21 protein-coding genes and 3 tRNA genes are annotated in these 23,175 nt (G+C 67.7%); 19 read left to right on the forward strand and 5 right to left on the reverse strand.

Annotated features, from left to right (window positions below):
* Positions 1-14: 14 nt before the first annotated feature.
* A complete protein-coding gene (phaC, locus tag OUA97_RS02455; RefSeq protein WP_416362402.1) occupies positions 15-1,955 on the reverse strand; it encodes a class I poly(R)-hydroxyalkanoic acid synthase in 1,941 nt (646 codons plus the stop codon).
* A 92-nt stretch (positions 1,956-2,047) separates the two neighbouring features.
* Between phaC and OUA97_RS02460 the strand changes: the two genes are divergently transcribed.
* The 13 genes from OUA97_RS02460 to OUA97_RS02520 all read left to right on the forward strand — a co-directional run bounded on the left by OUA97_RS02460 (position 2,048) and on the right by OUA97_RS02520 (position 11,956).
* Positions 2,048-2,509, forward strand: a complete 462-nt coding sequence (locus OUA97_RS02460) for a hypothetical protein (RefSeq protein ID WP_267230185.1) — start codon at positions 2,048-2,050, stop codon at positions 2,507-2,509.
* Between the two features lie 115 nt (positions 2,510-2,624).
* A complete protein-coding gene (locus tag OUA97_RS02465) occupies positions 2,625-3,845 on the forward strand; it encodes an LL-diaminopimelate aminotransferase (protein ID WP_267230186.1) in 1,221 nt (406 codons plus the stop codon).
* Positions 3,842-5,131, forward strand: coding sequence for a homoserine dehydrogenase (locus OUA97_RS02470; protein ID WP_267230187.1), 1,290 nt, complete (start codon positions 3,842-3,844; stop codon positions 5,129-5,131). The genes OUA97_RS02465 and OUA97_RS02470 overlap by 4 nt, the downstream gene beginning before the upstream one ends.
* 45 nt (positions 5,132-5,176) lie before the next feature.
* Entirely contained in the window at positions 5,177-6,130 is a 954-nt protein-coding gene (gene glpX / locus OUA97_RS02475) for a class II fructose-bisphosphatase (protein WP_267230189.1), read from the forward strand.
* A 4-nt stretch (positions 6,131-6,134) separates the two neighbouring features.
* Positions 6,135-7,934 carry a single-stranded-DNA-specific exonuclease RecJ gene (recJ, locus tag OUA97_RS02480; RefSeq protein ID WP_267230191.1) on the forward strand — a complete coding sequence of 600 codons (1,800 nt, stop codon included), beginning with the start codon at positions 6,135-6,137 and terminating at the stop codon, positions 7,932-7,934.
* 124 nt (positions 7,935-8,058) lie between these two features.
* A tRNA-Glu gene (locus OUA97_RS02485) sits at positions 8,059-8,133 on the forward strand.
* Between the two features lie 166 nt (positions 8,134-8,299).
* A complete protein-coding gene (locus OUA97_RS02490) occupies positions 8,300-8,899 on the forward strand; it encodes a cold-shock protein (protein ID WP_267230192.1) in 600 nt (199 codons plus the stop codon).
* Positions 8,900-9,166: 267 nt separating this feature from the next.
* Positions 9,167-9,526 (forward strand): DUF192 domain-containing protein, encoded by a 360-nt coding sequence (locus tag OUA97_RS02495; RefSeq protein WP_267230193.1) that lies wholly within the window; start codon positions 9,167-9,169, stop codon positions 9,524-9,526.
* Complete coding sequence (locus OUA97_RS02500; RefSeq protein WP_267230194.1) at positions 9,519-9,947, forward strand: PaaI family thioesterase; 429 nt, start codon at positions 9,519-9,521, stop codon at positions 9,945-9,947. Before OUA97_RS02495 ends, OUA97_RS02500 begins: the two co-directional genes overlap by 8 nt.
* Before the next feature lie 71 nt (positions 9,948-10,018).
* A tRNA-Pro gene (locus OUA97_RS02505) sits at positions 10,019-10,095 on the forward strand.
* A 28-nt stretch (positions 10,096-10,123) separates the two neighbouring features.
* Complete coding sequence (locus tag OUA97_RS02510; RefSeq protein WP_267230195.1) at positions 10,124-10,429, forward strand: ETC complex I subunit; 306 nt, start codon at positions 10,124-10,126, stop codon at positions 10,427-10,429.
* Between the two features lie 11 nt (positions 10,430-10,440).
* A tRNA-Arg gene (locus tag OUA97_RS02515) sits at positions 10,441-10,517 on the forward strand.
* 128 nt (positions 10,518-10,645) lie between these two features.
* On the forward strand, positions 10,646-11,956 hold the full coding sequence (locus OUA97_RS02520) for a M20/M25/M40 family metallo-hydrolase (RefSeq protein ID WP_267230197.1): 1,311 nt from the start codon (positions 10,646-10,648) through the stop codon (positions 11,954-11,956).
* On the opposite strand, the gene metC is transcribed toward OUA97_RS02520, so the two are convergent.
* Complete coding sequence (gene metC, locus OUA97_RS02525; RefSeq protein WP_267230198.1) at positions 11,953-13,146, reverse strand: cystathionine beta-lyase; 1,194 nt, start codon at positions 13,144-13,146, stop codon at positions 11,953-11,955. The genes OUA97_RS02520 and metC overlap by 4 nt on opposite strands.
* 100 nt (positions 13,147-13,246) lie before the next feature.
* Here metC and OUA97_RS02530 point away from each other — a divergent pair, with 100 nt between their 5' ends.
* The gene (locus tag OUA97_RS02530) at positions 13,247-14,311 is read left to right on the forward strand and encodes an amino acid ABC transporter substrate-binding protein (RefSeq protein ID WP_416362403.1); all 1,065 of its coding nucleotides are present in this window, start codon (positions 13,247-13,249) and stop codon (positions 14,309-14,311) included.
* On the opposite strand, the gene sseA is transcribed toward OUA97_RS02530, so the two are convergent.
* The 3 genes from sseA to OUA97_RS02545 all read right to left on the reverse strand — a co-directional run bounded on the left by sseA (position 14,308) and on the right by OUA97_RS02545 (position 17,484).
* Complete coding sequence (gene sseA, locus OUA97_RS02535; protein ID WP_267230200.1) at positions 14,308-15,141, reverse strand: 3-mercaptopyruvate sulfurtransferase; 834 nt, start codon at positions 15,139-15,141, stop codon at positions 14,308-14,310. The two genes, OUA97_RS02530 and sseA, sit on opposite strands and share 4 nt — an antisense overlap.
* A 2-nt stretch (positions 15,142-15,143) precedes the next feature.
* Complete coding sequence (locus OUA97_RS02540) at positions 15,144-16,142, reverse strand: cysteine synthase A (protein WP_267230201.1); 999 nt, start codon at positions 16,140-16,142, stop codon at positions 15,144-15,146.
* Between the two features lie 85 nt (positions 16,143-16,227).
* The gene (locus tag OUA97_RS02545) at positions 16,228-17,484 is read right to left on the reverse strand and encodes an SAM-dependent methyltransferase (RefSeq protein WP_267230202.1); all 1,257 of its coding nucleotides are present in this window, start codon (positions 17,482-17,484) and stop codon (positions 16,228-16,230) included.
* Positions 17,485-17,670: 186 nt separating this feature from the next.
* Here OUA97_RS02545 and kdsA point away from each other — a divergent pair, with 186 nt between their 5' ends.
* The 5 genes from kdsA to OUA97_RS02570 are packed head-to-tail and all read left to right on the forward strand — an operon-like array spanning position 17,671 to position 23,174.
* Positions 17,671-18,516: a 3-deoxy-8-phosphooctulonate synthase gene (kdsA, locus tag OUA97_RS02550; RefSeq protein WP_267230203.1), complete on the forward strand. Its 846-nt coding sequence runs from the start codon at positions 17,671-17,673 to the stop codon at positions 18,514-18,516.
* A gap of 21 nt (positions 18,517-18,537) precedes the next feature.
* A complete protein-coding gene (gene rfaE2, locus OUA97_RS02555) occupies positions 18,538-19,992 on the forward strand; it encodes a D-glycero-beta-D-manno-heptose 1-phosphate adenylyltransferase (RefSeq protein ID WP_267230204.1) in 1,455 nt (484 codons plus the stop codon).
* On the forward strand, positions 19,989-20,987 hold the full coding sequence (gene rfaD, locus OUA97_RS02560; RefSeq protein WP_267230205.1) for an ADP-glyceromanno-heptose 6-epimerase: 999 nt from the start codon (positions 19,989-19,991) through the stop codon (positions 20,985-20,987). Before rfaE2 ends, rfaD begins: the two co-directional genes overlap by 4 nt.
* A 12-nt stretch (positions 20,988-20,999) precedes the next feature.
* Positions 21,000-22,124, forward strand: coding sequence for a DUF3089 domain-containing protein (locus tag OUA97_RS02565; protein ID WP_267230207.1), 1,125 nt, complete (start codon positions 21,000-21,002; stop codon positions 22,122-22,124).
* 54 nt (positions 22,125-22,178) lie between these two features.
* Positions 22,179-23,174 (forward strand): NADP-dependent oxidoreductase, encoded by a 996-nt coding sequence (locus OUA97_RS02570; protein WP_267230208.1) that lies wholly within the window; start codon positions 22,179-22,181, stop codon positions 23,172-23,174.
* The last annotated feature ends 1 nt before the right edge of the window (position 23,175 follow it).

Raw genomic sequence — 23,175 nt, forward strand, 5'->3', positions numbered from 1 at the left:
GAAAGCTCAGCCGCCTACGACTTCACCTTCACATAGGAGCCCGGCGCATCCTCGATAGGGGCGAACTTGCCCTTGGCGGGATCTCGGGCCGGCACCAGTCCGCCGGACTTGGCCCGCAGCCACTGCGCCCAATGCGGCCACCAGGAGCCTGGCGTCTCGACGGCGCCGCCCATCCACTGTTCGACGGAGTCGGGCAGCTCGCTGTTGGTCCAGTGCTGATACTTGTTGGCGGCCGGCGCGTTGATGACGCCGGCGATGTGGCCCGAGCCGGCCAGGGTGAAGGTCACCGGTCCGCCAAACAGCTTGGCGCCGCGATAGACCGAGCGGGCCGGGGCGATGTGGTCCTCCTTGGAGGACTGCACATAGACCGGGGTCTTCACGGTCTTCAGGTCGAGCTTGACGTTGTCGAGCACCAACTCGCCCTTCGACAGGGCGTTCTCGCCGTAGAACTTGCGCAGGTAGAACAGGTGCAGCGCCTTTGGCATCCGCGTCTGGTCGGAATTCCAGAACAGCAGGTCGAAGGGCTTGGGCTCCTTGCCCATCAGGTAGTTGTTCACGAAGAACGACCAGATCAGGTCGTTGGCGCGCAGAGAGTTGAAGGTCTCGGCCATGGCCTGGCCCGACAGCACGCCGCCAGCGGCGTCCATCTGCTTCTCGAGGTCCGCCAGCCAGTCCTCGTTGGTGAACAACAGCAGGTCGCCGGCCTCGGCGAAGTCCTGCTGGGCCGCGAAGAAGGTCGCCGACGAAATCCGCTGGTCGTTCTTGGCGGCCATGTGCGCCAGGGACGAGGAGAGCAGGGTGCCGCCGATGCAGTAGCCGACGGTGTTCACCCGATCGACGCCGGTCTGGGCCATCACGGCGTCCGTGGCCGCGTAGATGCCCTGGTGCATGTAGTCTTCGAAGGTCTTGCCCGCCATGGTCGGGTCGGGATTCACCCACGAGGCGACGAACACCGTGAATCCCTGGTCGGTCAGCCAGCGGATCATCGAGTTCTCCGGGCGCAGGTCCAGGATGTAGAACTTGTTGATCCAGGGCGGGAAGATCAGCAGCGGGACCTCGTGGACCTGATCGGTCGTAGGGTTGAACTGCAGCAGCTGCAGAATCTCGTTTTGGAAGACGACCTTGCCCGGCGCCGTGGCGACGTTCTCGCCGATCTTGAACATCTGATAGTCGGTCTGGCTGATCGCCAGCTGGCCGCCGCCGCGGGCGAGGTCCGCGGCGAAATTCTCCATGCCCTTGACCAACGACTCGCCCCGGCTGGCCATCGCCTCGCGCAGCGCGGCCGGATTGGAAGCCAGGAAGTTGGACGGCGAGAAGGCGTCGGTCAGCATCTTCATGAAGAATTCGACCCGGCGCTTGGTCATCGGATCGGCGCCCTGGACCTCGGCCACCAGGCCGTTCAGCCAGTTCGAGGTGAGCAGGTAGGACTGCTTGATGACATCGAAGACCGGGTTCTCGGCCCAGTCGGGATCGTTGAAGCGCTTGTCGCCGCGCTCAGGCTGCACCACGGGCTCGACGGTCTCGCCGCCAGCGCGACGGGCGGCGGACTGCCAGAGCTCCAGATAGCGCTGGAAGAGATCGGCCTGGGCGCGGACCAGGCGGTCAGGCTGAGCGATCAGGCGGCCCATGACGTCAGTCAGCGCGGGGGCGACATGGAAGGGATCGGGCTGCAGTCCGGCTGGGCGCTCGGCCTGGCGCAAGGCGGCCTCGGCGATGGCGCCCTGGGCGGTCAGCGCCGCACGGGCCAGATTGGTCGAGAGCTTTTCCATCATGTCGCGCTGTTCGGCGCTCAGCTGTTCGAAGCTCGAGGCGCCGGGCGCATCAGGCGCGGGCTGCTCAGGCGCGGCCGCTGGAGGCGGCGAGGCGGCGACCTTGGTCTTCTCGGCGGCTTTGCTCGCGGCCTTGACCTTCTTTTTCGCCTTGGCTTTCGGCGGCGCAGTGGCCTGATCGCTCATCGCCCGTTGTCCTCCCGCTTACGCATTCCTTTGGAGCGAAAGCGCCCACGCTCTTCCGCCCGACGCGATAGTGGCATAAGACCAAGACGAAAATGAACGCGCCGCTTCGACTTTTTGCATGTTCGTCTCTCGGGGCCTCCGCCCGGGGCGTGCTCGGTTGCGTGGCTGTCGCCGTACTGGCGGCCGGTTGCGCCGGAAATCCGTTCGCCGAGGCCAAGGTGGACGCGAATTCGGCGGTGGCCGACGACGTGGCGCGGATGGCGCACGAGTCGCGATCTTTTCCGACATTTGACCAGATTCCGGCGTCGCCGCCGTCGTCGCGGCCCGTAGCGGCGTGGGGGCAGGCTGCTGATCAGCTTGAGGTCGCTGCCGCGAAGGTCGAACGGAATACGGCTCCGAACACCTGGACGCTGAGCGGGACTGAGCGATTCGTGACGCGCGCGCGTTCGCAGGCCGGCCCAGACATCGGGGTTGAGGCCTCGACCACGCCGTCCAGCGAAGCCTTCGCGAAGGAACTGCGGGAGCGAGCTACGCCGCCTCCGCCGCCGAGATAAGACGGCTGGCGGGGGCATAAATGACCGTGAACCTGCTTGGCCGGCCCTGTCATGGGGGCTATCCATGCGCGACGTTAGCTCCCCACCGCCGCGAGGGTCGCGGCCAGAGCTCAAAATGACTCCCGAATTCCACCGTATTCGCCGGCTTCCGCCCTACGTTTTTGAAGAAGTGAACCGCATCAAGGCGCGGCTTCGCGGCGAGGGCGTCGATATTATCGACTTCGGCATGGGCAATCCGGACATGCCCACGCCCAAGCACATCGTCGACAAGATGATCGAAACGGCGCGTGATCCCAAGGCGGGCCGCTACTCGGCCTCCAAGGGCATCCCGGGCCTGCGCAAGGCCATGGCCGGCTACTATAAGAAGCGCTTCGGCGTCGACCTGAACCCCGACACCGAGGTCATTGCGACGCTCGGCTCGAAGGAAGGCTTCGCCAACCTCGCCCAGGCCCTGACTGCGCCCGGCGACGTCGTCATCTGTCCGAACCCGGCCTATCCGATCCACGCCTACGGCTTCATCATGGCCGGCGGGGTCATCCGGCATGTCCCGGCGCCGTCGCCGGAAGAGTACCTGTCGGGCATCAGCCGGGCGGTGAAGCACTCGGCGCCCCCGCCGAGCGTGCTGATCCTGTCCTATCCGTCGAACCCCACGGCCCAGTGGGTCGATCTCGATTTCTACAAGGAAGCCGTGGCTCTGGCGAAGAAGCACGACATGCTCGTGCTGTCGGACATCGCCTATTCGGAGATCTACTTCGAGGACAACCCGCCGCCGTCGATCCTGCAGGTCGAGGGCGCCAAGGACATCGCCGTCGAGGTGAACTCGCTGTCGAAGACCTACGCCATGGCGGGCTGGCGCGTCGGCATGGTGGTGGGCAACGCACGGATGTGCGCGGCCTTGGCGCGAGTGAAGTCCTACCTCGACTACGGCGCCTACACGCCGATCCAGGTGGCCGCGGCGGCGGCCCTCAACGGGCCGCAGGACTGCGTCGACGAGATCCGGGCGATCTACAAGTCGCGACGCGACACGCTGGTGTCGTCGATGAAGCGCGCCGGCTGGGACATCCCGCCGCCGCCCGCCTCGATGTTCGCCTGGGCGCCGTTGCCGGAGAAGTTCCGGGAAGCCGGCTCCATGCTGTTCGCCAAGCTGCTGATCGAGGAGGCTGGCGTGGCCGTGGCCCCCGGCGTGGCGTTCGGCGAGTACGGCGAGGGCTACGTGCGTATCGGTCTGGTCGAGAACGAGCACCGGATCCGGCAGGCCGCACGCAACGTGAAGAAATTCCTGGCCAACGCCGATGAGATCCTCGGCCGGGCCCACAACACTATGGCGGCGCAATGAGTAAAACTGAGTGGCGGGTCGGCGTCGCGGGCCTGGGTACGGTCGGCGGCGGCCTGCTGAACTTCCTGTCGGATGAGGCCGGCTTCGCCCCGGCCGGCGGTCAGGCCGTGGTGACCGGCGTTTCGGCGCGCTCGCGCTCGCGACCGCGGCCGTTCGATATCTCGAACCTGCCCTGGTACGACGACCCCGTCGAACTGGCGAAGTCGCCGGACGTCGACATCTTCGTCGAACTGATCGGCGGCTCGGATGGCCCGGCGAAGGCCGCGGTCGAGGCCGCGCTCAACGCTGGCAAGCCGGTCGTCACCGCCAACAAGGCGCTGATCGCCGAGCACGGCGCCGAGTTGGCGGCCCTTGCGGAGTCCAAGGGCGTGCCGCTGCTGTTCGAGGCTGCGGTGATGGGCGGAACGCCGGCGGTGAAGATGCTGCGCGAGGCCATGGTCGGCGACGACGTGAAGTCGGTGGCCGGCATCCTCAACGGGACCTGCAACTACATTCTCTCGGAAATGGACAGCGGCGGTCGCTCGTTCGCCGACGTGCTGTCGGAGGCTCAGCGCCTGGGCTACGCCGAGGCCGACCCGACCATGGACGTGGGCGGGTTCGACGCCGCCCATAAGATCTCGATCCTGGCCGCGTTGGCCTTTGGCTGCGCGCCGAACTACGCGGCGGCCGAGATCGAGGGGATCGACCAGGTGGCGCTGCTGGACATCCAACTGGCCAAGGACCTCGGCTACAAGATCAAGCTCATCGCCTCGGCCGACCGTTCGGCTGAGGGCGTCCTCGTCCGCGTCCACCCGACCCTGGTGGCACAGAGCCATCCGCTGGCCCAGGCCGGCGGCGCGCTCAACGCCCTTTTCATCGAGGGAACGCGCATCGGCCGGATCTTCATTCAAGGCCCGGGCGCCGGCTCGGGACCGACCGCCGCCGCCGTGGCCGCCGACATCGCCGACGTGATGACGAACGCCAAGCGCCCGGTCTTCCAAGCGCCGGCCAAGGCGCTCAAGCCGTTCACGCCGATCGATCCGTCCCGCAGTCTCAGCCGCGCCTACCTGCGCTTCCTGGTCAAGGACGAGCCGGGCGTCATCGCCGCGGTGTCGGAGACCCTGGCCGAGGCCGGCGTCTCGATCGAGAGCTTCCTGCAGAAACCGGTAGAGAACGCCGAAGGCGTGCCGATCGTGCTCACCACGCACGCCGTGGCCGAGTCGGTGCTGACGGCGGCGATCGACCGCATCGCCAATCTGCCGGCGGTGCTGGAAAGACCGCGCCTCTTGCGGATCGCCCGCATATAAGAATCCAAGGATAATCTGCGCCCTTCGAGGTGCTGGGAGAGACAGATGAGTTCGCAAGATCTGGATCGCGGTCTGGTTCTGGACGCGGTCCGGGTGACAGAGATCGCCGCAATCGCCGCCTGGAAGCTGGTTGGACGCGGTGACGAGAAGGCCGCCGACCAAGCCGCCGTGGACGCCATGCGCACGGCGCTGAACGACCTCGACATCGATGGCGAGATCGTGATCGGCGAGGGCGAGCGGGACGAAGCGCCGATGCTCTACATCGGCGAGAAGGTCGGCCGCGGCAAAGGTCCGGCGATCGACATCGCGCTCGATCCGCTGGAAGGCACCACGCTCACGGCCAAGGCGATGGCCAACGCCCTGGCGGTGATGGCCTGGGCGCCAAAGGGCAGCCTGCTCAATGCGCCGGACACCTACATGGACAAGATCGCCTGCGGCCCGGGCTATCCGGCCGGTGTGATCGACCTCGACAAGTCGCCGGCCGACAACGTCAAGGCGCTGGCCGAGGCGAAGGACGTTGATCCCTCCGAGATCACCGTGTGCGTGCTCGACCGCCCGCGCCATGCCGAGATCATCGCCTCGGTCCGTTCGGTGGGCGCGCGCGTCTACCTGATCACCGACGGCGACGTGGCCGGGGTGATCAATACTTCGGACCCGACCACCGGCGTCGACCTCTACATCGGCCAGGGCGGTGCGCCGGAAGGCGTCCTGGCCTGCGCGGCGCTGAAGTGCGTCGGCGGCCAGTTCCAGGGCCGCCTCGTGTTCCGCAACGCCGACGAGAAGGCCCGCGCCACCCGCGTCGGGATCACCGACTTCGACAAGAAGTACGACCTGCACGAGATGGTCCGCGCCGACGCGATCTTCGCGGCGACGGGCGTCACCAACGGCGCATTGCTGGACGGCGTGGCCTATGAGGACGGCTTCGTTCACACCCACACCCTGGTGATGAACTCCTCCACCCGCACGGTGCGTGAAGTGCGGATGAAGCGGCCGGTCTAAGGTCGTGCCCGACGGGGGCTCGGCGGCGGGATATCTCGGCGTCGTACGGTCGCTCACCGGCCGCGCGTGGCGAGAACGGCCGGCCGATCCTGCCGTGGTGCGCCGCCACCAGCTCGCGCTCGGCCTTTCCGAACCCCTGGCGCGGGCGCTGGCCTCGCGTGGGGTCGGCGCCGACGGAGGCGAGACCTATCTCAATCCGACGCTTAAGGCGCAGTTTCCCGATCCGTCGAGCTTTCTCGACATGGACCGGGCCGCGGCGATCCTGATCGACGCCCTGCTGGCCGACCGGCCGATGACCGTATTTGCGGACTACGATGTGGACGGCGCCTCGAGCGCCGCCCAGTTGGTCCGCTGGTTCAGGGTGATGGGCAAGGAACTGCCGATCTATGTCCCTGACCGGATGACGGAGGGCTATGGCCCGTCGCCGGCGGCGTTCCGCAAGATCCGCGAGTCGGGGGTCGATCTAGTCGTCACCGTCGACTGCGGCGCGGCGGCGTATGAGGCGCTGGCCTGCGCCAAGGAGATCGGCCTCGAGGTGGTGGTGATCGATCACCACCTGATGCGCGATCAGATCCCCGATGTCGCCGCGCTGGTGAACCCCAATCGGCCGGGCTGCGAATCGGGCCAGGGCGTCCTGGCGGCCGCCGGGGTCGCCTTCGTGCTGCTGGCGGCCCTCAATCGCGAGGCGCGGGGCAGGGGGCTGTTTTCGAATCGCGCCGAGCCTGACCTGCGACAATGGCTCGATCTCGCCGCGCTGGGCGCGATCTGCGACGTCACCCAACTGGTCGGCTTCAATCGCGCGCTGACGGCCCAAGGGCTGAAGGTGATGTCGGCCTGGCGCAACCCCGGCCTGAAGGCGCTGCTCGAGGTCGCCAAGGGCTCCGGACCCGCCAGCGTCTTCCACGCCGGCTTTATCCTGGGGCCACGGATCAACGCCGGCGGCCGCATTGGCCGTTCCGACCTCGGCGCAAGGCTGCTGTCGACCGACGATCCCGAGGAGGCTGCTGCATTGGCCGCCGAGCTCGACGGCCTCAACGCCTCGCGTAAGGAGGTCGAGAAGGAGATCTTCGACGAGGCCGTGCGCATCGTCGAACGTGAAAGCAATCAGGCCGACGCGCCGATGGCGCTGGTCGCCGCCGACGGCTGGCATCCAGGCGTGATCGGCATCGTCGCCAGCCGGCTGCGCGAGCGTTATCGCAAGCCGACGATGGTGATCGGCGTCGACCGGGCCGCGAACGTCGGCAAGGGCTCTGGCCGCTCTCAGCCCGGCGTGAACCTCGGGCGCGCCGTGCAGGCGGCGTTCGACGAGGGCCTGCTGCTGGCCGGCGGCGGCCACGCCATGGCCGCGGGGCTTTCGGTGCGGCCCGAACTCATCCCGGACCTGCGAGCCTTCCTGAACGACCACGTCGCTGCGGAGGCGCAGATCGCCGCCGCCGAGGATGCTCTGGATATCGACGCGCTGGTCACCGCCGGCGGGGCCGACCGGGGGCTCTGGCAGGCCTTTCAGGCGATGGCGCCGTTTGGGCCCGGCAATCCGGAGCCGATGTTCGCGGCGGCCAATGTCCGCGTCGAGCGACCGATGGCCCTGCGCGGCGGCCATGTCCGGGTCACGCTGACGGACGGCTCGGGCGGCCGTCTCAAGGCCGTGGCCTGGCGGGCCGAGGAGACCGAACTGGGCCGCACGCTGCTGGGCGGCGCCGGCGCGATCCATGTCGCCGGCCGGTTGAAGCCCGATGATTGGCAGGGGCGTGAGAGCGTCGAGCTGGAAATAGAAGACGCCGCGGACCCCCGGCGCGTCGGCTAAGCCTTGAGCCAGAAGGGCTATGCGCCTCTGGCGATGGTTCGGATAACGCTGTGCTGAAAAAGGTTTGAGCAAGGCGCTTGCGCACCCGAAGATTCGCCCATATAGACACCGCTCTCGCGGACGCGGTCCCTTCGTCTATCGGTTAGGACGCCAGGTTTTCAACCTGGAGAGAGGGGTTCGACTCCCCTAGGGACTGCCACCGCGAGGCTCCCCAAAATGTAGAGTTTCACGACGCTGGCGCGAGTTTTGCGACCGGAGCGTGTGTTGCTTGTAAAATGCCCCATTGACGGCACTAGTGTAACGAGAACACTGTTCTAGTTGGCCATATCCGAAAGGATCGGGGGGAGACCGGGCCAGAGGGGCAGATGTCTGGTTACGAATTCGAGGGAGTAGGTCCACACGAAGAAGCCGTGCGGATCAGCGGGCGTGTGAAGTGGTTCGACGCCGGCAAGGGCTATGGATTTGTCGTTCCTGACGACCCCAATCAAACGGGGCTCAAGGACGTATTGCTTCACGTCACAAGTCTTCGCAATTCGGGGCGCGAGAGCGCGCTCGAAGGCGCGGTGATTGTCTGTGACGTGATCAGACGTCCGAAGGGGTGGCAGGTCGCAGAGGTGCTGGAGGTGGACGAGAGTTCCGCTCCGCCGCCATCTGACCGGCGAAGGCACGACGAGGGACATCACGGACGCAGCTTCGATCGCGGGGGCTTCGGCGCCCGCCCGCAGCGCCGTCCGCTGACCGCGCACGGCCCGTTGGAGCGCGCCAAGGTGAAGTGGTTCAACCGCGCCAAGGGCTACGGCTTCGTAGTCAGGGACGGGGAGAGCGGTGACATCTTCGTGCACATCGAAACCCTGCGCAGGGCCGGCATTGAGGACCTGCAACCGGGCGATGATGTCATGGTGCGTTTTGCGGAAGGTCCGAAGGGGCTTGTCGTCGCCGAGATCGAGTCTGTAGGTCTGGCCTAGAGCCCTTCGCGGGCTCTCGACCCAGGGGCGCGACGACCGTCGCGCGCCGGACCCATAGCTCGGAGGTTTCCGGTGCCTAGTCAGAAGAGGCCGCGACGCGGCCTGACCGCGCTTGTCGGCGCGCTCTCGTTGCTTGCGGCCTGCGCCCAGGAGCCGGCGGCGCAGGAATCGGGGACGCACGTCGCGGCTACGGCGCCTGCTGCAGCATCGACGCCGACGGCGGGAGCGGTCGGACAGCCGCCGGTCGGCTTTGAGGCGTTGGAGGCGGTGACGCCTGCCGGCCGCACTCGTTTTTTCGTCGAGATCGCCGATACCGACGCCGAGCGCGAAAAAGGGCTGATGTTCCGCAAGGAGGTTCCGCCCGATCGCGGCATGCTGTTCGACTTCAAGACGCCGCGCGAGGTGGCGTTCTGGATGAAGAACACCCTGATCCCACTCGACATCATCTACATCCGGACGGACGGCACGGTCTTGTCCATCGCCCGCAACACGACGCCGCTGTCGGAGACGCCGATTCCCTCGGGCGGCCCCGTGGTCGGCGTGTTGGAACTGGCTGGCGGGCGGACAGGCGAGATCGGCCTGATGCCCGGCGACCGCATCGAACACCGGATATTCAAGCGTGACTGACAAGGACGTTGTCCCCGAACCGCCGCCCGGCTTTGTCGCCTCGGGCAGCCGCGGGCCGTTTTCCAGCCACAACGGCCCATACTTCCATCGCGCGGAGATGGGCGAGGTGACTGAGCAGGCGTTCTACGCCCTGCCGCGCCATGCCAACGGGCTGGGGCTTGTGCATGGCGGGATGCTGACCGCCTTCCTGGACGGCCTGATGGGCGCGGCGGTGTATCGCGCCGCGCGGCAGACCGCGGTGACAATCCACCTTTCCATCGACTTCTTGCACATGGCGCGGGTCGGCGAGTGGGTGATGGGGGAGGCGCGGGTGACGCGCGCGACGCGCGACGTCGCCTTCGTCGAGGCGCGCGCCCATGTCGCGGGAACGGACGTCGTGCGTGGCTCGGCGGTGTTCAAGTTGATGCGGCGGCATGGCTAGGCGCCACCGCGGGACTTTGTTCAATTGCGGGAAAGGCCAAAGCCTTATATCCCGCGCTCTCCGGCGCTCTTCGGGGTGTAGCGCAGCCTGGTAGCGCATCTGCTTTGGGAGCAGAGGGTCGCAGGTTCGAATCCTGCCGCCCCGACCACGCCGGTCAGATTTCTATGAGGGTTCGCATGCTCGCGCGTATCTATCGTCCGGCCAAGAACGCCATGCAGTCCGGCAAGGCCAAGACCAAGGACTGGGTGCTCGAGTTCGAGCCTGCCTCGGCCCGCCGTTCGGATTCGCTGATGGGCTGGACGCTGACCAGCGACATGAACGGCCAGATTCGTCTCTCCTTCGAGACCAGCGACGAGGCGGTGGCCTACGCCCAGGCGCACGGCATTCCGTTCCAGATCACCGAGCCGAAGGCGCCTAAGCGCATCCTCAAGGCCTACGCCGACAACTTCGCCTACAATCGTAAGCAGTCCTGGACGCACTAAGCGCCTGCCAGGCGCCCATAGCTCAACCGGATAGAGCATCCGCCTTCTAAGCGGACGGTTGCAGGTTCGAGTCCTGCTGGGCGCGCCAACTCCGCCGCACAAGGACATCGGCCTCCGACCCGACGTCGCCGCCACGGCGGCTCTCAGCGGCCAGGTTGAGTTTGCTGGCAGGGCCAGGGATGGTCGTCGCTTGATTCCGTGACCTGGGGATTTGCGATGACCTGCATCAAGAACTCCGCCGCCGTCTTGGCGGCGCTTGTCGTCTTGACGGGCGGCCCAGCGCTGGCCGCCGGCCTGTCGGCGCAGGAGCAGCGGCTGGTCAGCGCGGCGGCCGCCGAGGAGGGGCGCTCCCTCCAACTGTTGGAAACCTTGGTCAACATCAACAGCGGCACCCTCAACAAGCCCGGTGTCGAGGAAGTCGGCCGGCGGATGCAGGCCGAGTTGAAGGCGCTGGACTTCGAGGTCCGTTGGGTCCCGATGCACGCGGTCGATCGCGCCGGCCATGTGGTGGCGGTTCACAGAGGATCGGGCAAGGGCAAGCGGATGCTGCTCATCGGACACCTCGATACGGTTTTCGAGCCCGACAGTCCGTTCCAGAAATATGTCCGCCGTGGCGACCTCGCCGAGGGGCCGGGCGTCAACGACATGAAGGGCGGGCTGGTGATCATGGTCGCCGCCCTGCGGGCCATGCAGGCGGCCGGGACCCTGGCGGATGCCGACATCACCATCGTCCTCACCGGCGACGAGGAGCGGGGAGGGCGGCCGCTGTCGGTGTCGCGCGCCGAGTTGATCAACGCCGCCAAGGCCAGCGACATGGCGCTCGAGTTCGAGGGACTGGCCCAGGAGAACGGCAAGGACATGGCCTCGATCGCCCGACGCTCGTCGACCGATTGGACGCTGACGGTAACAGCTAAGTCCGGCCACTCGTCGGGCGTCTTCAACGACACCGTGGGATATGGCGCGGCCTATGAATTGGCCCGCATCGTCGACGCTTTCCGCAAGGAAGCTCGCGAGCCGAACGCGACCTTCAATGTCGGCTACATGCTGGCCGGGACCGCCGCCGCGCCCAACGACAGCGACACGGGCGGCGTCGCCACGGGCAAGACCAATATCATCCCCGCGCAGGCGGTGGCGCGCGGCGACCTGCGGACGCTTTCCAACGCCCAGACAGAAAGCATACGCGCCAAGATGCGGGCAATCGCGGCTCAGCCGCTGCACGGAGCGAGCGCGTCCATCGCCTTCGACGACGGCTATCCGGCCATGGCCCCGAGCGAGGCGTCGCGACGGCTGCTGGGGCGACTCAACGAGGTCAATAGAGACCTTGGGCTTGAGCCGATGGCCGAGCTTGACCCGCTCAAGCGGGGGGCAGGCGACATCGGCTTCGTCGGCGACATCGTGCCGGGTCTGATCGGGTTCGGCGCGGCGGGCGCCGGGGCGCATGCGCCCGGCGAGACCATGGACCTGTCCAGCATCGATCGGCAGACCAAGCGGGCGGCCCTGTTCATGAGCCGGATGGCGCGGCCCTAGCGGGCGGCGGAGAAGGCGTCGAGGCCGCGGCGGAGGTCGGCTACAAGATCCTGCTCGGTCTCAAGACCGATGTGCAGGCGCATCAGCGGGCCGTCGTAGGTCGGGGCGAATTTGCGCTTGCCGAGCTGTGGGTCGCTGACGATGGCCAGGCTCTCGAAACCGCCCCACGAGAAACCCAGCCCGAACAGCTGCAGGGCGTCCAGGAACGCGTCCGCGGCCTGCGGCGAGCCGCCCTTCAGCACGAAGCCGAACAGGCCGCAGGCGCCGCTGTAGTCGCGTGCCCAGAGGGCATGGTCCGCCGCGCCCGGCAGCGCCGGATGGAGGACCCCGGCGACCTCCGGCTGGGCCGCCAGCCAGGTTGCGATGCGCAGGCCGGCCTCGCCCTGGGCCTTGAGCCGGGCCGGCAGCGTGCGCAGGCCGCGCAGCATCTGGTAGGCGTCGTCCGCCGACACCGACCAGCCGAGATTGTGAACCCCGTCCGCAAGCTGATGCACCAACGCCGGGTCGCGAGCCGCGGCCGATCCCATGAACACGTCTGAGTGCCCGCCGACATACTTGGTGAGCGCCTGGACGCTGATGTCCACGCCGTGTTCCAGCGGCTTGAACAGGTAGCCGGCGCCCCAGGTGTTGTCGGTCAGGGTCAGGACGCCCTTCGCCTTCGCCAGTTCGGCGACGGCCGCCAGGTCCATCATCTCGAAGGTCAACGAGCCAGGCGACTCCATCATGATCAGCCGCGTCCGCTCTCCCGCTAGGTCGAGCAAGGCTTCCGGCGACAGCCGAGGGTCGAAGTAGCGAACCCCGATCCCGTAGCGCTTCAGGACGTTGTCGCAGAACCTCCGGCTGGGCTTGTAGATGTTGTCGGCCGCCAGCACTTCGTCGCCCGCCTTCAGAACGGCCAGAACCGCACCGGTCACGGCCGCCAGCCCCGACGGGTAAAGGCAGACGCCCTCAGCGCCCTCCATCTCGGACAGGGCTTGCCTCAGGGCGTCGTGAGCGGCGAGGCCTGCGCGGCCGTAGGTGAGGAACGAATCATCGTCGTATAGGGCCGCTGCATTGGGCAGCAGCACCGTCGATCCCTTCTGAATCGGCGGGCCAACGGTCTTCACAAGCTCGCCGTCGTGCGCCCCGGCGCGAATGAGGCGGGTTTCTTGGGTGACGCGGGTTGACGGGGTGGAGCGAACTTGAGCCATGATCGCATGGCACTTAGAGCCTCCACAGCTATGCAATCAAGGAGGGCGGCCAATCTCCCGGCTCAGTATTTCTACCAAGATCCTCGGTTGCGTCGCCGCGATGCTGCTGCTGGCCGCCTGCGGGAGGGAGCAAGCCGCACCGCCGCCGCCACCCGCGCCTAAGGTGGAGCCGCCGCCGGCGACGGGAGATTACAAGCCCAAACCCAGTCCTACGCTGGCCGCGGTGAAGGCTCGAGGGTGGGTATCCTGCGGGGTCAATCCGGGCTTACCGGGGTTCGCTTACGCCGATGATCGCGGCGCCTGGCGCGGATTCGACATTGACATTTGCCGCGCCGTCGCGGCCGCCGTGCTGGGCGACGCGAATGCTGTGCGCTTTACGCCCGTCGACGCGGCCGAACGCTTCTCCGGCTTGCGCGGCGGCAAGATCGACATCCTGGCCCGCAACACCTCGTGGACGCTGGCGAGGGACGCCGGCGAGGGGGTCGACTTTGCGGCGATCACCTATTTCGACGGGCAAGGGTTTCTGGCGCCCAAGTCGTTGAACCTGACGAGCGCCGATGAGCTGAACGGCGCGCGGATCTGCGTCCAGCGCGGCACGGCGAGCGAGACCAATGTCGAGGACTACTTCAAGGCCCGAGGACTCAAGTACACGCCCGTCGTGACCAAGTCCGAGTCCGAAGCCCGCGCCCTCTACCAAAGCGAAGGCTGCGATGCGTTCACGGCCGACGTCTCGGCGCTGGCCTCGGCGCGATCGGTGATGAACAGCCCCAACGCCCACGTGATCCTGCCTACCGTGATCTCGAAGGAACCGTTGGCGCCTGTTGTTCGCCAGGATGATCCGGTGTGGACCGACATCGTGCGGTGGACCGTCTATTCGCTGATCCTCGCTGAGGAGTTCGGGGTCACCTCGAAGACGGCCGAGGAACTGGCGAAGAGTTCGGTCGACCCGCGGGTTCGCCGATTGCTGGGGGTGGAGGGCGATTTCGGGCCGCTGATGGGCCTGCGTCGGGACTTCGCCCTGCAGGCGATCATGCAGGTCGGCGCCTATGACGAAGTCTTCGCCCGCAATCTGGGGGCGCAGTCGGCCTTGAAGCTGGAGCGCGGCCACAATGCGCTTTGGAGCGCCCCGATGCCTGGCCTGCTCTATGCGCCGCCGGCGCGCTAGGCGCCGGTGACGACGGGGGTGTCGGCCAAGCCGCCCCATTCGCTCCAGGAGCCGTCATAGACCGCCGTGCGGTCGCGTCCGAGGCGCGCGAGGGCCAGGGCCAGCACCGAGGCGGTGACCCCCGAACCGCAGGTCGTGACGATCGGCTTGGCCAGATCGATGCCGGCCTGCTCGAAGACAGACTTGAGTCCAGCGGCAGGGCGCAAGGTTCCGTCCTCGGCGATGACCTGCTCCCAGGGCAGGTTGGCCGCGCCTGGCATGTGCCCGGACCGCAGGCCGGCGCGCGGCTCGGGCGCATCGCCGCGGAAGCGGGCGGCCGAGCGGGCGTCGAGCATCTGCGCCGACCCCGATTGCAGGATGGCATTGACGTCCGCAGCGCTTCTCACGAGGTCGGGGTCGAAGCGCGGCGCGACGACGACCGGCGAGGGCGCCGCGTCGCCGGCCTCGACCGGACGGCCCTCGGCGAGCCACTTGCGCAGGCCGCCGTCGAGCACGCGGACGTTGGCGTAGCCCATGGCCCGTAGTGTCCACCAGACGCGGGCGGCCGAGCGGATGCCGTGAACGTCGTAGACGACGATGTCGGCGTCGCGGGACAGGCCAAGCTCGCCGGCGGCCTGGGCGAAGGCTTCGGGAGTCGGGAGCATGTGCGGCAGGTCGGTGTCGTGGTCGGCGACATGATCAATGTCGAAAAACACGGCTCCAGGAATATGCCGCTGGAGATATTCGGCGCGGCCGTCGCGGGCCTCTGCGGGCATGTGCCAGCTGCCGTCGACGACGCGGACCTCGCCGAGGCGGTCGGCCAGCCAGGCGGTGGAGACGACGGGGTCCATGGCTAGAGCCAGCGCGGGATCGGGAAGCCGCGCTCCTTGAGGAAGGCGGGGTTGAAGATCTTGCTCTGGTAGCGGGCGCCCTGGTCGCAGAGGATGGTGACGATGGTGTGCCCGGGGCCGAGGTCCTTGGCCATGCGGATGGCGCCGGCGACGTTGATGCCGGTCGAGCCGCCCATCACCAAGCCTTCATGCTCAACCATGTCGAAGATCACATTGAGCATCTCGACGTCGTCGATGCGGTAGGGGTGGTCGACGTTCAGGCCTTCGAGGTTGGCGGTGATCCGGCCCTGGCCGATGCCCTCGCTGATCGAGGTCCCCTCCGACTTCAGCTCGCCGTCGGCGTACCAGGAATAGAGCGCCGCGCCGTGCGGGTCGGCCAGGCCGATCTTGATAGCGGGATTGCGCGCGCGCAGGCCTTCGGCGACGCCGGCGAGCGTGCCGCCCGAGCCGACGGCGCAGATGAAGGCGTCGACCTTGCCGCCGGTCTGTTCCCAGATCTCCGGAGCCGTCGTCTCGACGTGCGCCTGGCGGTTGGCGACGTTGTCGAACTGGTTGGCCCAGATCGCGCCAGCCGGTTCCTTGGCGTTCAGTTCCTCGGCCAGGCGGCCGGAGTAGCGGACGTAGTTGTCGGGATTGGAGTAGGGGACAGCGTCAACCTCGACCAGCTCGGCGCCGAGCAGGCGGATGGCGTCCTTCTTTTCCTGGCTCTGGGTCCGCGGGATGACGATGGTGGTCTTGTAGCCGCTGGCCGCGCCGACCATCGCCAGGCCGATGCCGGTGTTGCCGGCCGTACCCTCGACGATGCGGCCGCCGGGCCTCAGCAGGCCGCGCCGTTCAGCATCGCGCACGATATAGAGGGCCGCGCGGTCCTTGACCGAGGCTCCCGGGTTCATGAACTCGGCCTTGCCGAGAATTTCGCATCCCGTCGCCTCGCTCGCACGGCGAAGACGAATCAGGGGCGTGTTTCCGATGGCGTCGAGGACGCTGCTGGCGACGGTCATAGCCGACTACTTAAGCCGGGCGGCAGGCGCAGAACAGGGGGCAAAGCCCCAGCTTTCGTCGAACCGCCCTAAGCTGTTCTGGGGCCTAGGCGCGCGAAAGACTGAGCTGCACGACATTGGTGCGTTCGGTGCGGAAACCCGCCTCGCAGTAGCTGAGATAGAAGCGCCAGAGCTTGCGGAACCGCTCATCGAAGCCGAGCGCGGCGATCCCGTCCCAGGCGCTCTCGAAGCGGCGGCCCCATTCGGCGAGGGTGTCGGCATAGTCCTGACCGAAGCGGGTGATCCCGGTCCAGGCCAGGCCCGTCTCGCTGGTGACGTCCTTCAGTCGCGCCTCGGACGGCAGCATCCCGCCCGGGAAGATGTACTTCTGGATGAAGTCCGCCCGCCGACGGTAGGAGTCGAATATCTCGTCGCGGATGGTGATGATCTGAAGGCCTGCGCGCCCGCCCGGTCTCAGCACGTCACGGATTTTGCCGAAGTAGGTCGGCCAGTAGCGCTCGCCGACCGCCTCGAACATCTCGATCGAGGCGACGCGGTCGAACTGGCCCTGGACGTCGCGGTAGTCGACCATCCGGATCTCGGCCCGTTCGGCCAGACCCTGCTCGAAGATGCGCTTGCGGGCGAAGTCGAACTGTTCCTGCGAGATGGTGATGCCGGTCACCTTGGCCCCGACCTCCTTGGCCGCGTACTCGGCGAACCCGCCCCAGCCGCAGCCGATCTCGAGCACGCTATGATCGCGTTCCAGCCCCATGCCTTGGGCGAGCGAGCGGTACTTGTTGATCTGCGCCAGCTCCAATGGCTCGCCGTCGCGCGAGTAGCGGGCCGAGGAATAGGTCATCGTCGGGTCGAGCCACTGCCCGTAGAAGGCGTTGCCGAGGTCGTAGTGGGCGTGGATGTTCTTGCGCGAACCCTTGCGGGTGTTGGCGTGCAGGCTGTGGCCGATGAAGTTGACGGCCCGCACGAGCGGGTTGCCGAGGAAGAACCGGGCCAGGCGGTCGAAGTTCATGCTGACCGCGCTGAGAACCGCCGAGAGATCCGGGGTGTCCCATTCTCCGGCCATGTAGCCCTCGGCGAAGCCGATGTCGCCGGCCGCGAGGACGCGGCGCATGAAGCCGAAGTCGTGGACGACGATGCGTCCGTCGACGCCGGGCTCCGGGCCCTTGATCCTGAGTTCCTGCCCTGACGGCGTGATGAAGGTGAGTGAACCGGCTCTCCAGTTCAGCGCCAGCAGCCGGGCTGCAAAGCGGAATGCGGCAGGCGCGCCGACCAATGCGGGCAGCTTGCCGAAGGCCCGGGGTGAGGCGGCCAGGGCCGCCAGCGATGGTTCATGCGCCAAGGTCATGGTCGCAACCCTCGATTTTCACGCCTGCAACACTGCATTTGGGATTGAATAGAATCAACTCCAGTACGCGGGAGCGGTGGAGCTGGTTGCCAAGGTTCACGTTTTCGCGCTTGTGAACCGGGCGCACGCGCGCCACTTAGGCCCCAGCGCAAGCGCGCCGAAGATCATCCCAATTTCGAGAATGTCATGACTGCTCTGACGCTTAATCGCTGGAATCTCTCGATTGGCGACGGCCAGCCGCTGGTCGTGATCGCCGGGCTCAATGTCATTGAGGACCTGGACCTGGCGCTGGAGACCGGCCGTCACCTGAAGGCCGTCACCGCGGAGCTCGGCCTGCCTTATGTGTTCAAGGCGAGCTTCGACAAGGCCAACCGGTCGTCCGTGAAGAGCTATCGTGGTCCGGGCCTGAAAGAGGGCCTGAAGATCCTGGCGGAGGTGAAGGCGCAGTTGAACGTGCCGGTCTGCACCGACCTGCATGAGGTCGAGCAGGCCGAACCGGTGGCCGCCGTCGCCGATCTGGTCCAGATCCCGGCCTTTCTCTGCCGCCAGACCGATCTGGTGGTGGCGACCGCCAAGGCGACCGGCGCGGCCGGCGGCTTGATGCACGTCAAGAAGGCGCAGTTCCTCGCCCCCTGGGACACCAAGAACATCCTGAGCAAGATCAAGGAGGTGTCCGACGTCGGCGTGATCCTCTGCGAGCGCGGCAGCTCGTTCGGCTACAACAACCTGGTGGTCGACATGCTGGCGATCCCGGAGATGAAGAAGCTCGGCGCTCCGGTGACGATCGACGCCACCCACGCAGTTCAGTTGCCTGGCGCCGATCCGCGCACCGGGGGCGCCTCGACCGGCGGTCGTCGCGACGGCGTGGCGATCATCGCCAAGGCGGCGGTGGCCTCGGGCGCCAACGGCGTGTTCTTTGAATTCCACCCCGATCCCGACAAGGCGCTGTGCGACGGCCCGAGCTGCCTGCCGCTCGACGGCGCGCGCGACCTGCTGGCCAGCGTCAAAGCCGTTCATGCGGCGGTCCAGTAATCGGCGTAGGCTCTGAGCATCATGGACCTCGCGGCCCTTCAGAAGATCCTCTCGGCCCTGTCGGGCGCCCGCATCGCCTGCGTCGGCGACCTGATGGTGGACCGGTTCGTCTATGGCGACGTGACCCGCGTCTCGCCCGAGGCGCCGATCCCGGTCCTGGCCCGCAAGCGTGAGCTGGTGATGCTGGGCGCGGCGGGGAACGTCGCGCGCAACGCTGCGGCGCTGGGCGGCGAGGTCTGCCTGGTCGGGATGATCGGCGGCGATCCGGAGGGCGTCGAGGCCCTGCGCCTGATCAAGGCCGAGGAAGGCGTCGAGGGCTTCGTCGTCACCGACGCCGCGCGCCCGACCACCCTGAAGACCCGCTTCGTGTCCGGCGGCCAGCAGCTGCTGCGGGTCGACATGGAGACCAGCGGCCAGGCGACCGGCGAGGTCGAACAACGCCTGGTCCGCACCGTCCGCGACGTGGCCAAGGACGCCGGCGTCATCCTGCTGTCGGACTACGGCAAGGGCGTGGTGACCCCGGCGGTCATCGAGGCGTGCCGGGCGTCCGGCGCGCTGATGATCGTCGACTCCAAGGCCCGCTCCTTTGCGCGCTATGGGGCGGTCGACATCGTCAAGCCGAACGCCGCCGAACTGGCGCACGCCACCGACATGCCGACCCAGACCGACGCCGAGGTCGAAGCGGCGCTAGACCACGCCCTGACGCTCTGCGAGGCCAAGGCCATCCTGGTGACGCGGGCCGCCAAGGGCATCTCGCTGGCCGTGCGCGGCGAAAGCGTGCGCCATTTCCCCGGCGTGCCGCGCGAAGTGTTCGACGCCTCGGGCGCTGGCGACACCACTCTGGCTGCGCTCGGCGTCGCGCTGGCGGCGAAGGTCGATGTGGCCGACGCCATCGAATTCGCGATGCTGGCGTCCGGGGTCGCGGTCGGGAAGGCGGGGACGGCGGTCGTGACGCCGGAGGAATTGATCGAGGCGTCGATCACCGCGCACATGGCGCCGGCCGAGGCCAAGATCGCCACCCCGCAACGGATGGCCGACGAAATCGCCCGCTGGCGGGCCAAGGGCCTGAAGGTCGGCTTCACCAACGGCTGCTTCGATATCCTGCACCGCGGTCACGTGGCCTATTTGGCCCAGGCCCGGGCCTGGTGCGACCGGCTGATCGTCGGGGTGAATTCGGACCGTTCGGTGCGCGAGCTGAAGGGCGAGGGCCGGCCGGTCAACGACCTGGAGAGCCGCGCCATGGTGCTGGCCGGGTTGGGGTCGGTGGACCTGGTCGCCCCGTTCGATGAGGACACCCCGATCGCCTTGATCGAGACCGCCCGCCCCGACGTGCTGATCAAAGGCGCCGACTACGCCGAGAGCGAGGTGGTCGGCGGCGATTTTGTGAAGTCTTATGGGGGCGAGGTCAGGCTGGCCCAGATCGTGGATGGCTATTCCACGACCGCGGCCATCGCCCGGATGCAGGAGAAGGCATGACCCGTCGGATCATCTTCGTCACTGGCGGCGCCGGCTTCATCGGTTCGAACATCGTGGCCAAGCTGGCCGAGGATCCCTCGCTTGACGTGGTGGTCTGCGACCGGCTGCGCGAGGCCGAGCTTGGCAAGTGGCGCAACATCGCCAAGCACCCGATCGGCGATTTCGTAGCGCCCGAGGCGATGTTCGAGTGGCTGGAGAAGCGCTGGCGCGACGTCGAGCTGGTCGTGCACATGGGCGCGGTCTCGTCGACGACCGAACCGGACGCCGACAAGATCATCCATTCGAATTTCACGCTGTCGCGCGACCTGTTCCGCTGGTGCGCCGATCACCAGCGCCGCTTTATCTACGCCTCGTCGGCCGCGACCTATGGAGATTCCGTCGACTTCCAGGATCGCGACGACCTGGAGTGGCTGACGGGCCTGCGGCCGTTGAATACTTACGGCTGGTCCAAGGCGCTGTTCGACCTGTTCGCCGCGCGCCAAGCCGCGCGCGACTATGCGCCGCCGCAGTGGGTCGGGCTGAAGTTCTTCAACGTCTACGGGCCGAACGAAGAACATAAGCACTCGATGAAGTCGGTCGCCTCGCAGATCTGGCCGAAGGTGCGCGACGGCCATTCGGTGCAGCTGTTCAAGTCGTACCGCGAGGGCGTGCCGGACGGCGGCCAGACCCGCGACTTCGTCTATGTCCGCGACGTCGCCGACGTGATCGGCTGGCTGGCCAAGAACGAGCAGGTCAACGGTATCTACAACCTGGGCTCGGGGACCGCCCGGACGTTCGAGGACCTGGCGCGCGCCGTCTTCGCCGCGGCCGGCCGGGCCCCGGAGATCGAGTACACGCCGATGCCGCCGGCGATCCGGGACAAGTACCAGTACTTCACCCAGGCCAAGATGGAGCGGCTGCAGGCGGCCGGTTACAACCAGCCGATGACGACCCTGGAGGACGGCGTGAGCGACTACGTGAAGCGCTATCTCTCCCAGCCTGATCCCTACCGCTAGGCGAAGGGGCGCATGGCCGATCGTCCGAAGGGTTTTCGGCGTCTGATGGCCGCCGCGATCGTGCTGGTCGCGCTGGTGCTGGCGGCTGCCGTCTATGTCTGGCGCGACGATATCCTGCGCACGCGGCTCGATCCGAAGGAGCCCTTCCAGACCTATGATCCGCCGCCGGCGCCCGACTATGCGCAGCGGTCGGCTTGGGCGTTGATGCCGAACGCGCCCGAGGCGCCGACGGCGGGCGAGCCGCCGGCCGACGTGTTCTTCGTCGGGCCGACGACCTTCGACGGCGGCCGCCATTGGAACGCGCCGATCGACGACCCCAAGGCCGACCGCCTGTTTCGACAGGTGATGGCGCCGAACTATGCCGGTCCTTTCGTCCGGGTCGGCCGGATCTTCGCGCCGCGATACCGCCAGGCCAGCCTCTATACGCTGATGACCCTGCGCGACGACGCCAGGGAGGCGCGCCGCTTCGCCTATGGCGACGTCGCCCAGGCGTTCCGCTACTACATCGCCCACTACAACCTCGATCGCCCGTTCGTGATCGTCGGGGTGGAGCAGGGCGGCACCCTGGCGGCGCGGCTGATCGCCGAGGAGGTCGCGGTCAACCCGGCGCTGCGGGCGCGCCTCGCCGCCGCCTATCTGGTGCAGACGGTCGTCCCGTCCGACAACCCGCCGCTGCCGCCGTGCCTGGCGCCCAAGCAGACCGGTTGCCTGGCGGCCTGGGCCTCGGTCTATGACGGCGAGCCCGAGCGCGCCCAGGCGCTGCTCGACCGCTCGCTGGTCTGGAACGACGCCGGCCAACTGGTCAATCTCGGCGGCCGCACCCCGATCTGCTTCAATCCGTTGTTCGGCGCGGTCGTCGACGCCGAGGCGCCGGCGCGCCTGAACCTGGGGGCGACCAACGCGACGGGGCTGGAATGGGGCGCGCGGCCGGCGTTCCTGACCCGCCAGGTCGGGGCCAAGTGCGACAAGGGCATCCTGCGGGTGACGCGGCCGAAGTCGTCGTCGCTCAAGCCCTCGGGATCGTGGACGGACCGCCGCCGGGCGCCGGGTTACAACGTGTTCTTCGCCGACCTGGAAGCCGACGCCGGGGCCCGGGTCGCGGCCCTGGCCGAGCCCCGAGCGACGCCTGCCGATTGACCCTGCGAGGGTTCGGGGACCATCGTTGCGTCACCGCAGGGCAGGAGACGCCGGATGGACAACCGCCAGATCGTTCTTGAGCAGATTCCGCAGGGCAAGCTGACGCCGGATCACTTCCGGATGCAGACGACGCCGGCCCCCGCGCCAGTCGACGGCGAGGTGCTGGTACGGACGCGGTACATCTCGCTCGACGCGGCGAACCGCGCCTGGATGCAGGGGGCGACCTATCGTGCGGCGCTGCAGTCCGGCGACGTCATGGCCGGCGGCGCGGTCGCCGAGGTGGTGGAGAGCAGGGCGGCGGGCCTGAAGCCGGGCGACCTGGTGTTCGCCGACACCGGCTGGCAGGAGTACGCCGCCGTTCCGGCCAAGGGGCTGGCGCCGCTGCCCGACCTGAAGCCGATGACCCACCTGATCAGCGTCTATGGCGTGGCCGGACTGACGGCCTATTTCGGGCTGATGGAGTGCGGCCGACCGCAGGCGGGCGAAACGGTCGTGGTCTCGGCCGCGGCCGGATCGGTCGGGTCGATCGTCGGGCAGTTGGCCAAGATCAAGGGGTGCCGGGTGGTCGGGATCGCCGGCGGGGCCGAGAAGTGCGCCTGGCTGACGGACGAACTCGGGTTCGACGCGGCGGTCGACTACAAGGCCGGCGACGTGCGCCGTGCGCTGCGGGCCGCCTGTCCGGACGGGATCGACGTCTATTTCGACAATGTCGGCGGCGAGGTCTTCGAGGCGGCGATGTTCAACATGAACAACTTCGGCCGTATCGCCTGCTGCGGGGCGGTCTCGCAGTACGACGGCGCGGCGCCCGCGCATGGGCCGCGCGGGGTGCCGGGCCTGATCGTCACCAAGCGGCTGAACGTGCGCGGCTTCATCGTCTCGGACTTCTACGACCGCCGCGACATCGCCCTGGCCGAACTGCAGGCCTGGGTGGCGAGCGGCGCGCTGAAGGTCCAGGAGGACGTCATCGAGGGGCTGGAGAACACGCCCGCGGCGCTGGTCGGCCTGCTGGCCGGGGAGAACCGCGGCAAGCGCATGGTCAAGGTCAGTTAGC

This window comes from Phenylobacterium sp. 58.2.17, assembly GCF_026411515.1.
Lineage (GTDB): Bacteria > Pseudomonadota > Alphaproteobacteria > Caulobacterales > Caulobacteraceae > Phenylobacterium.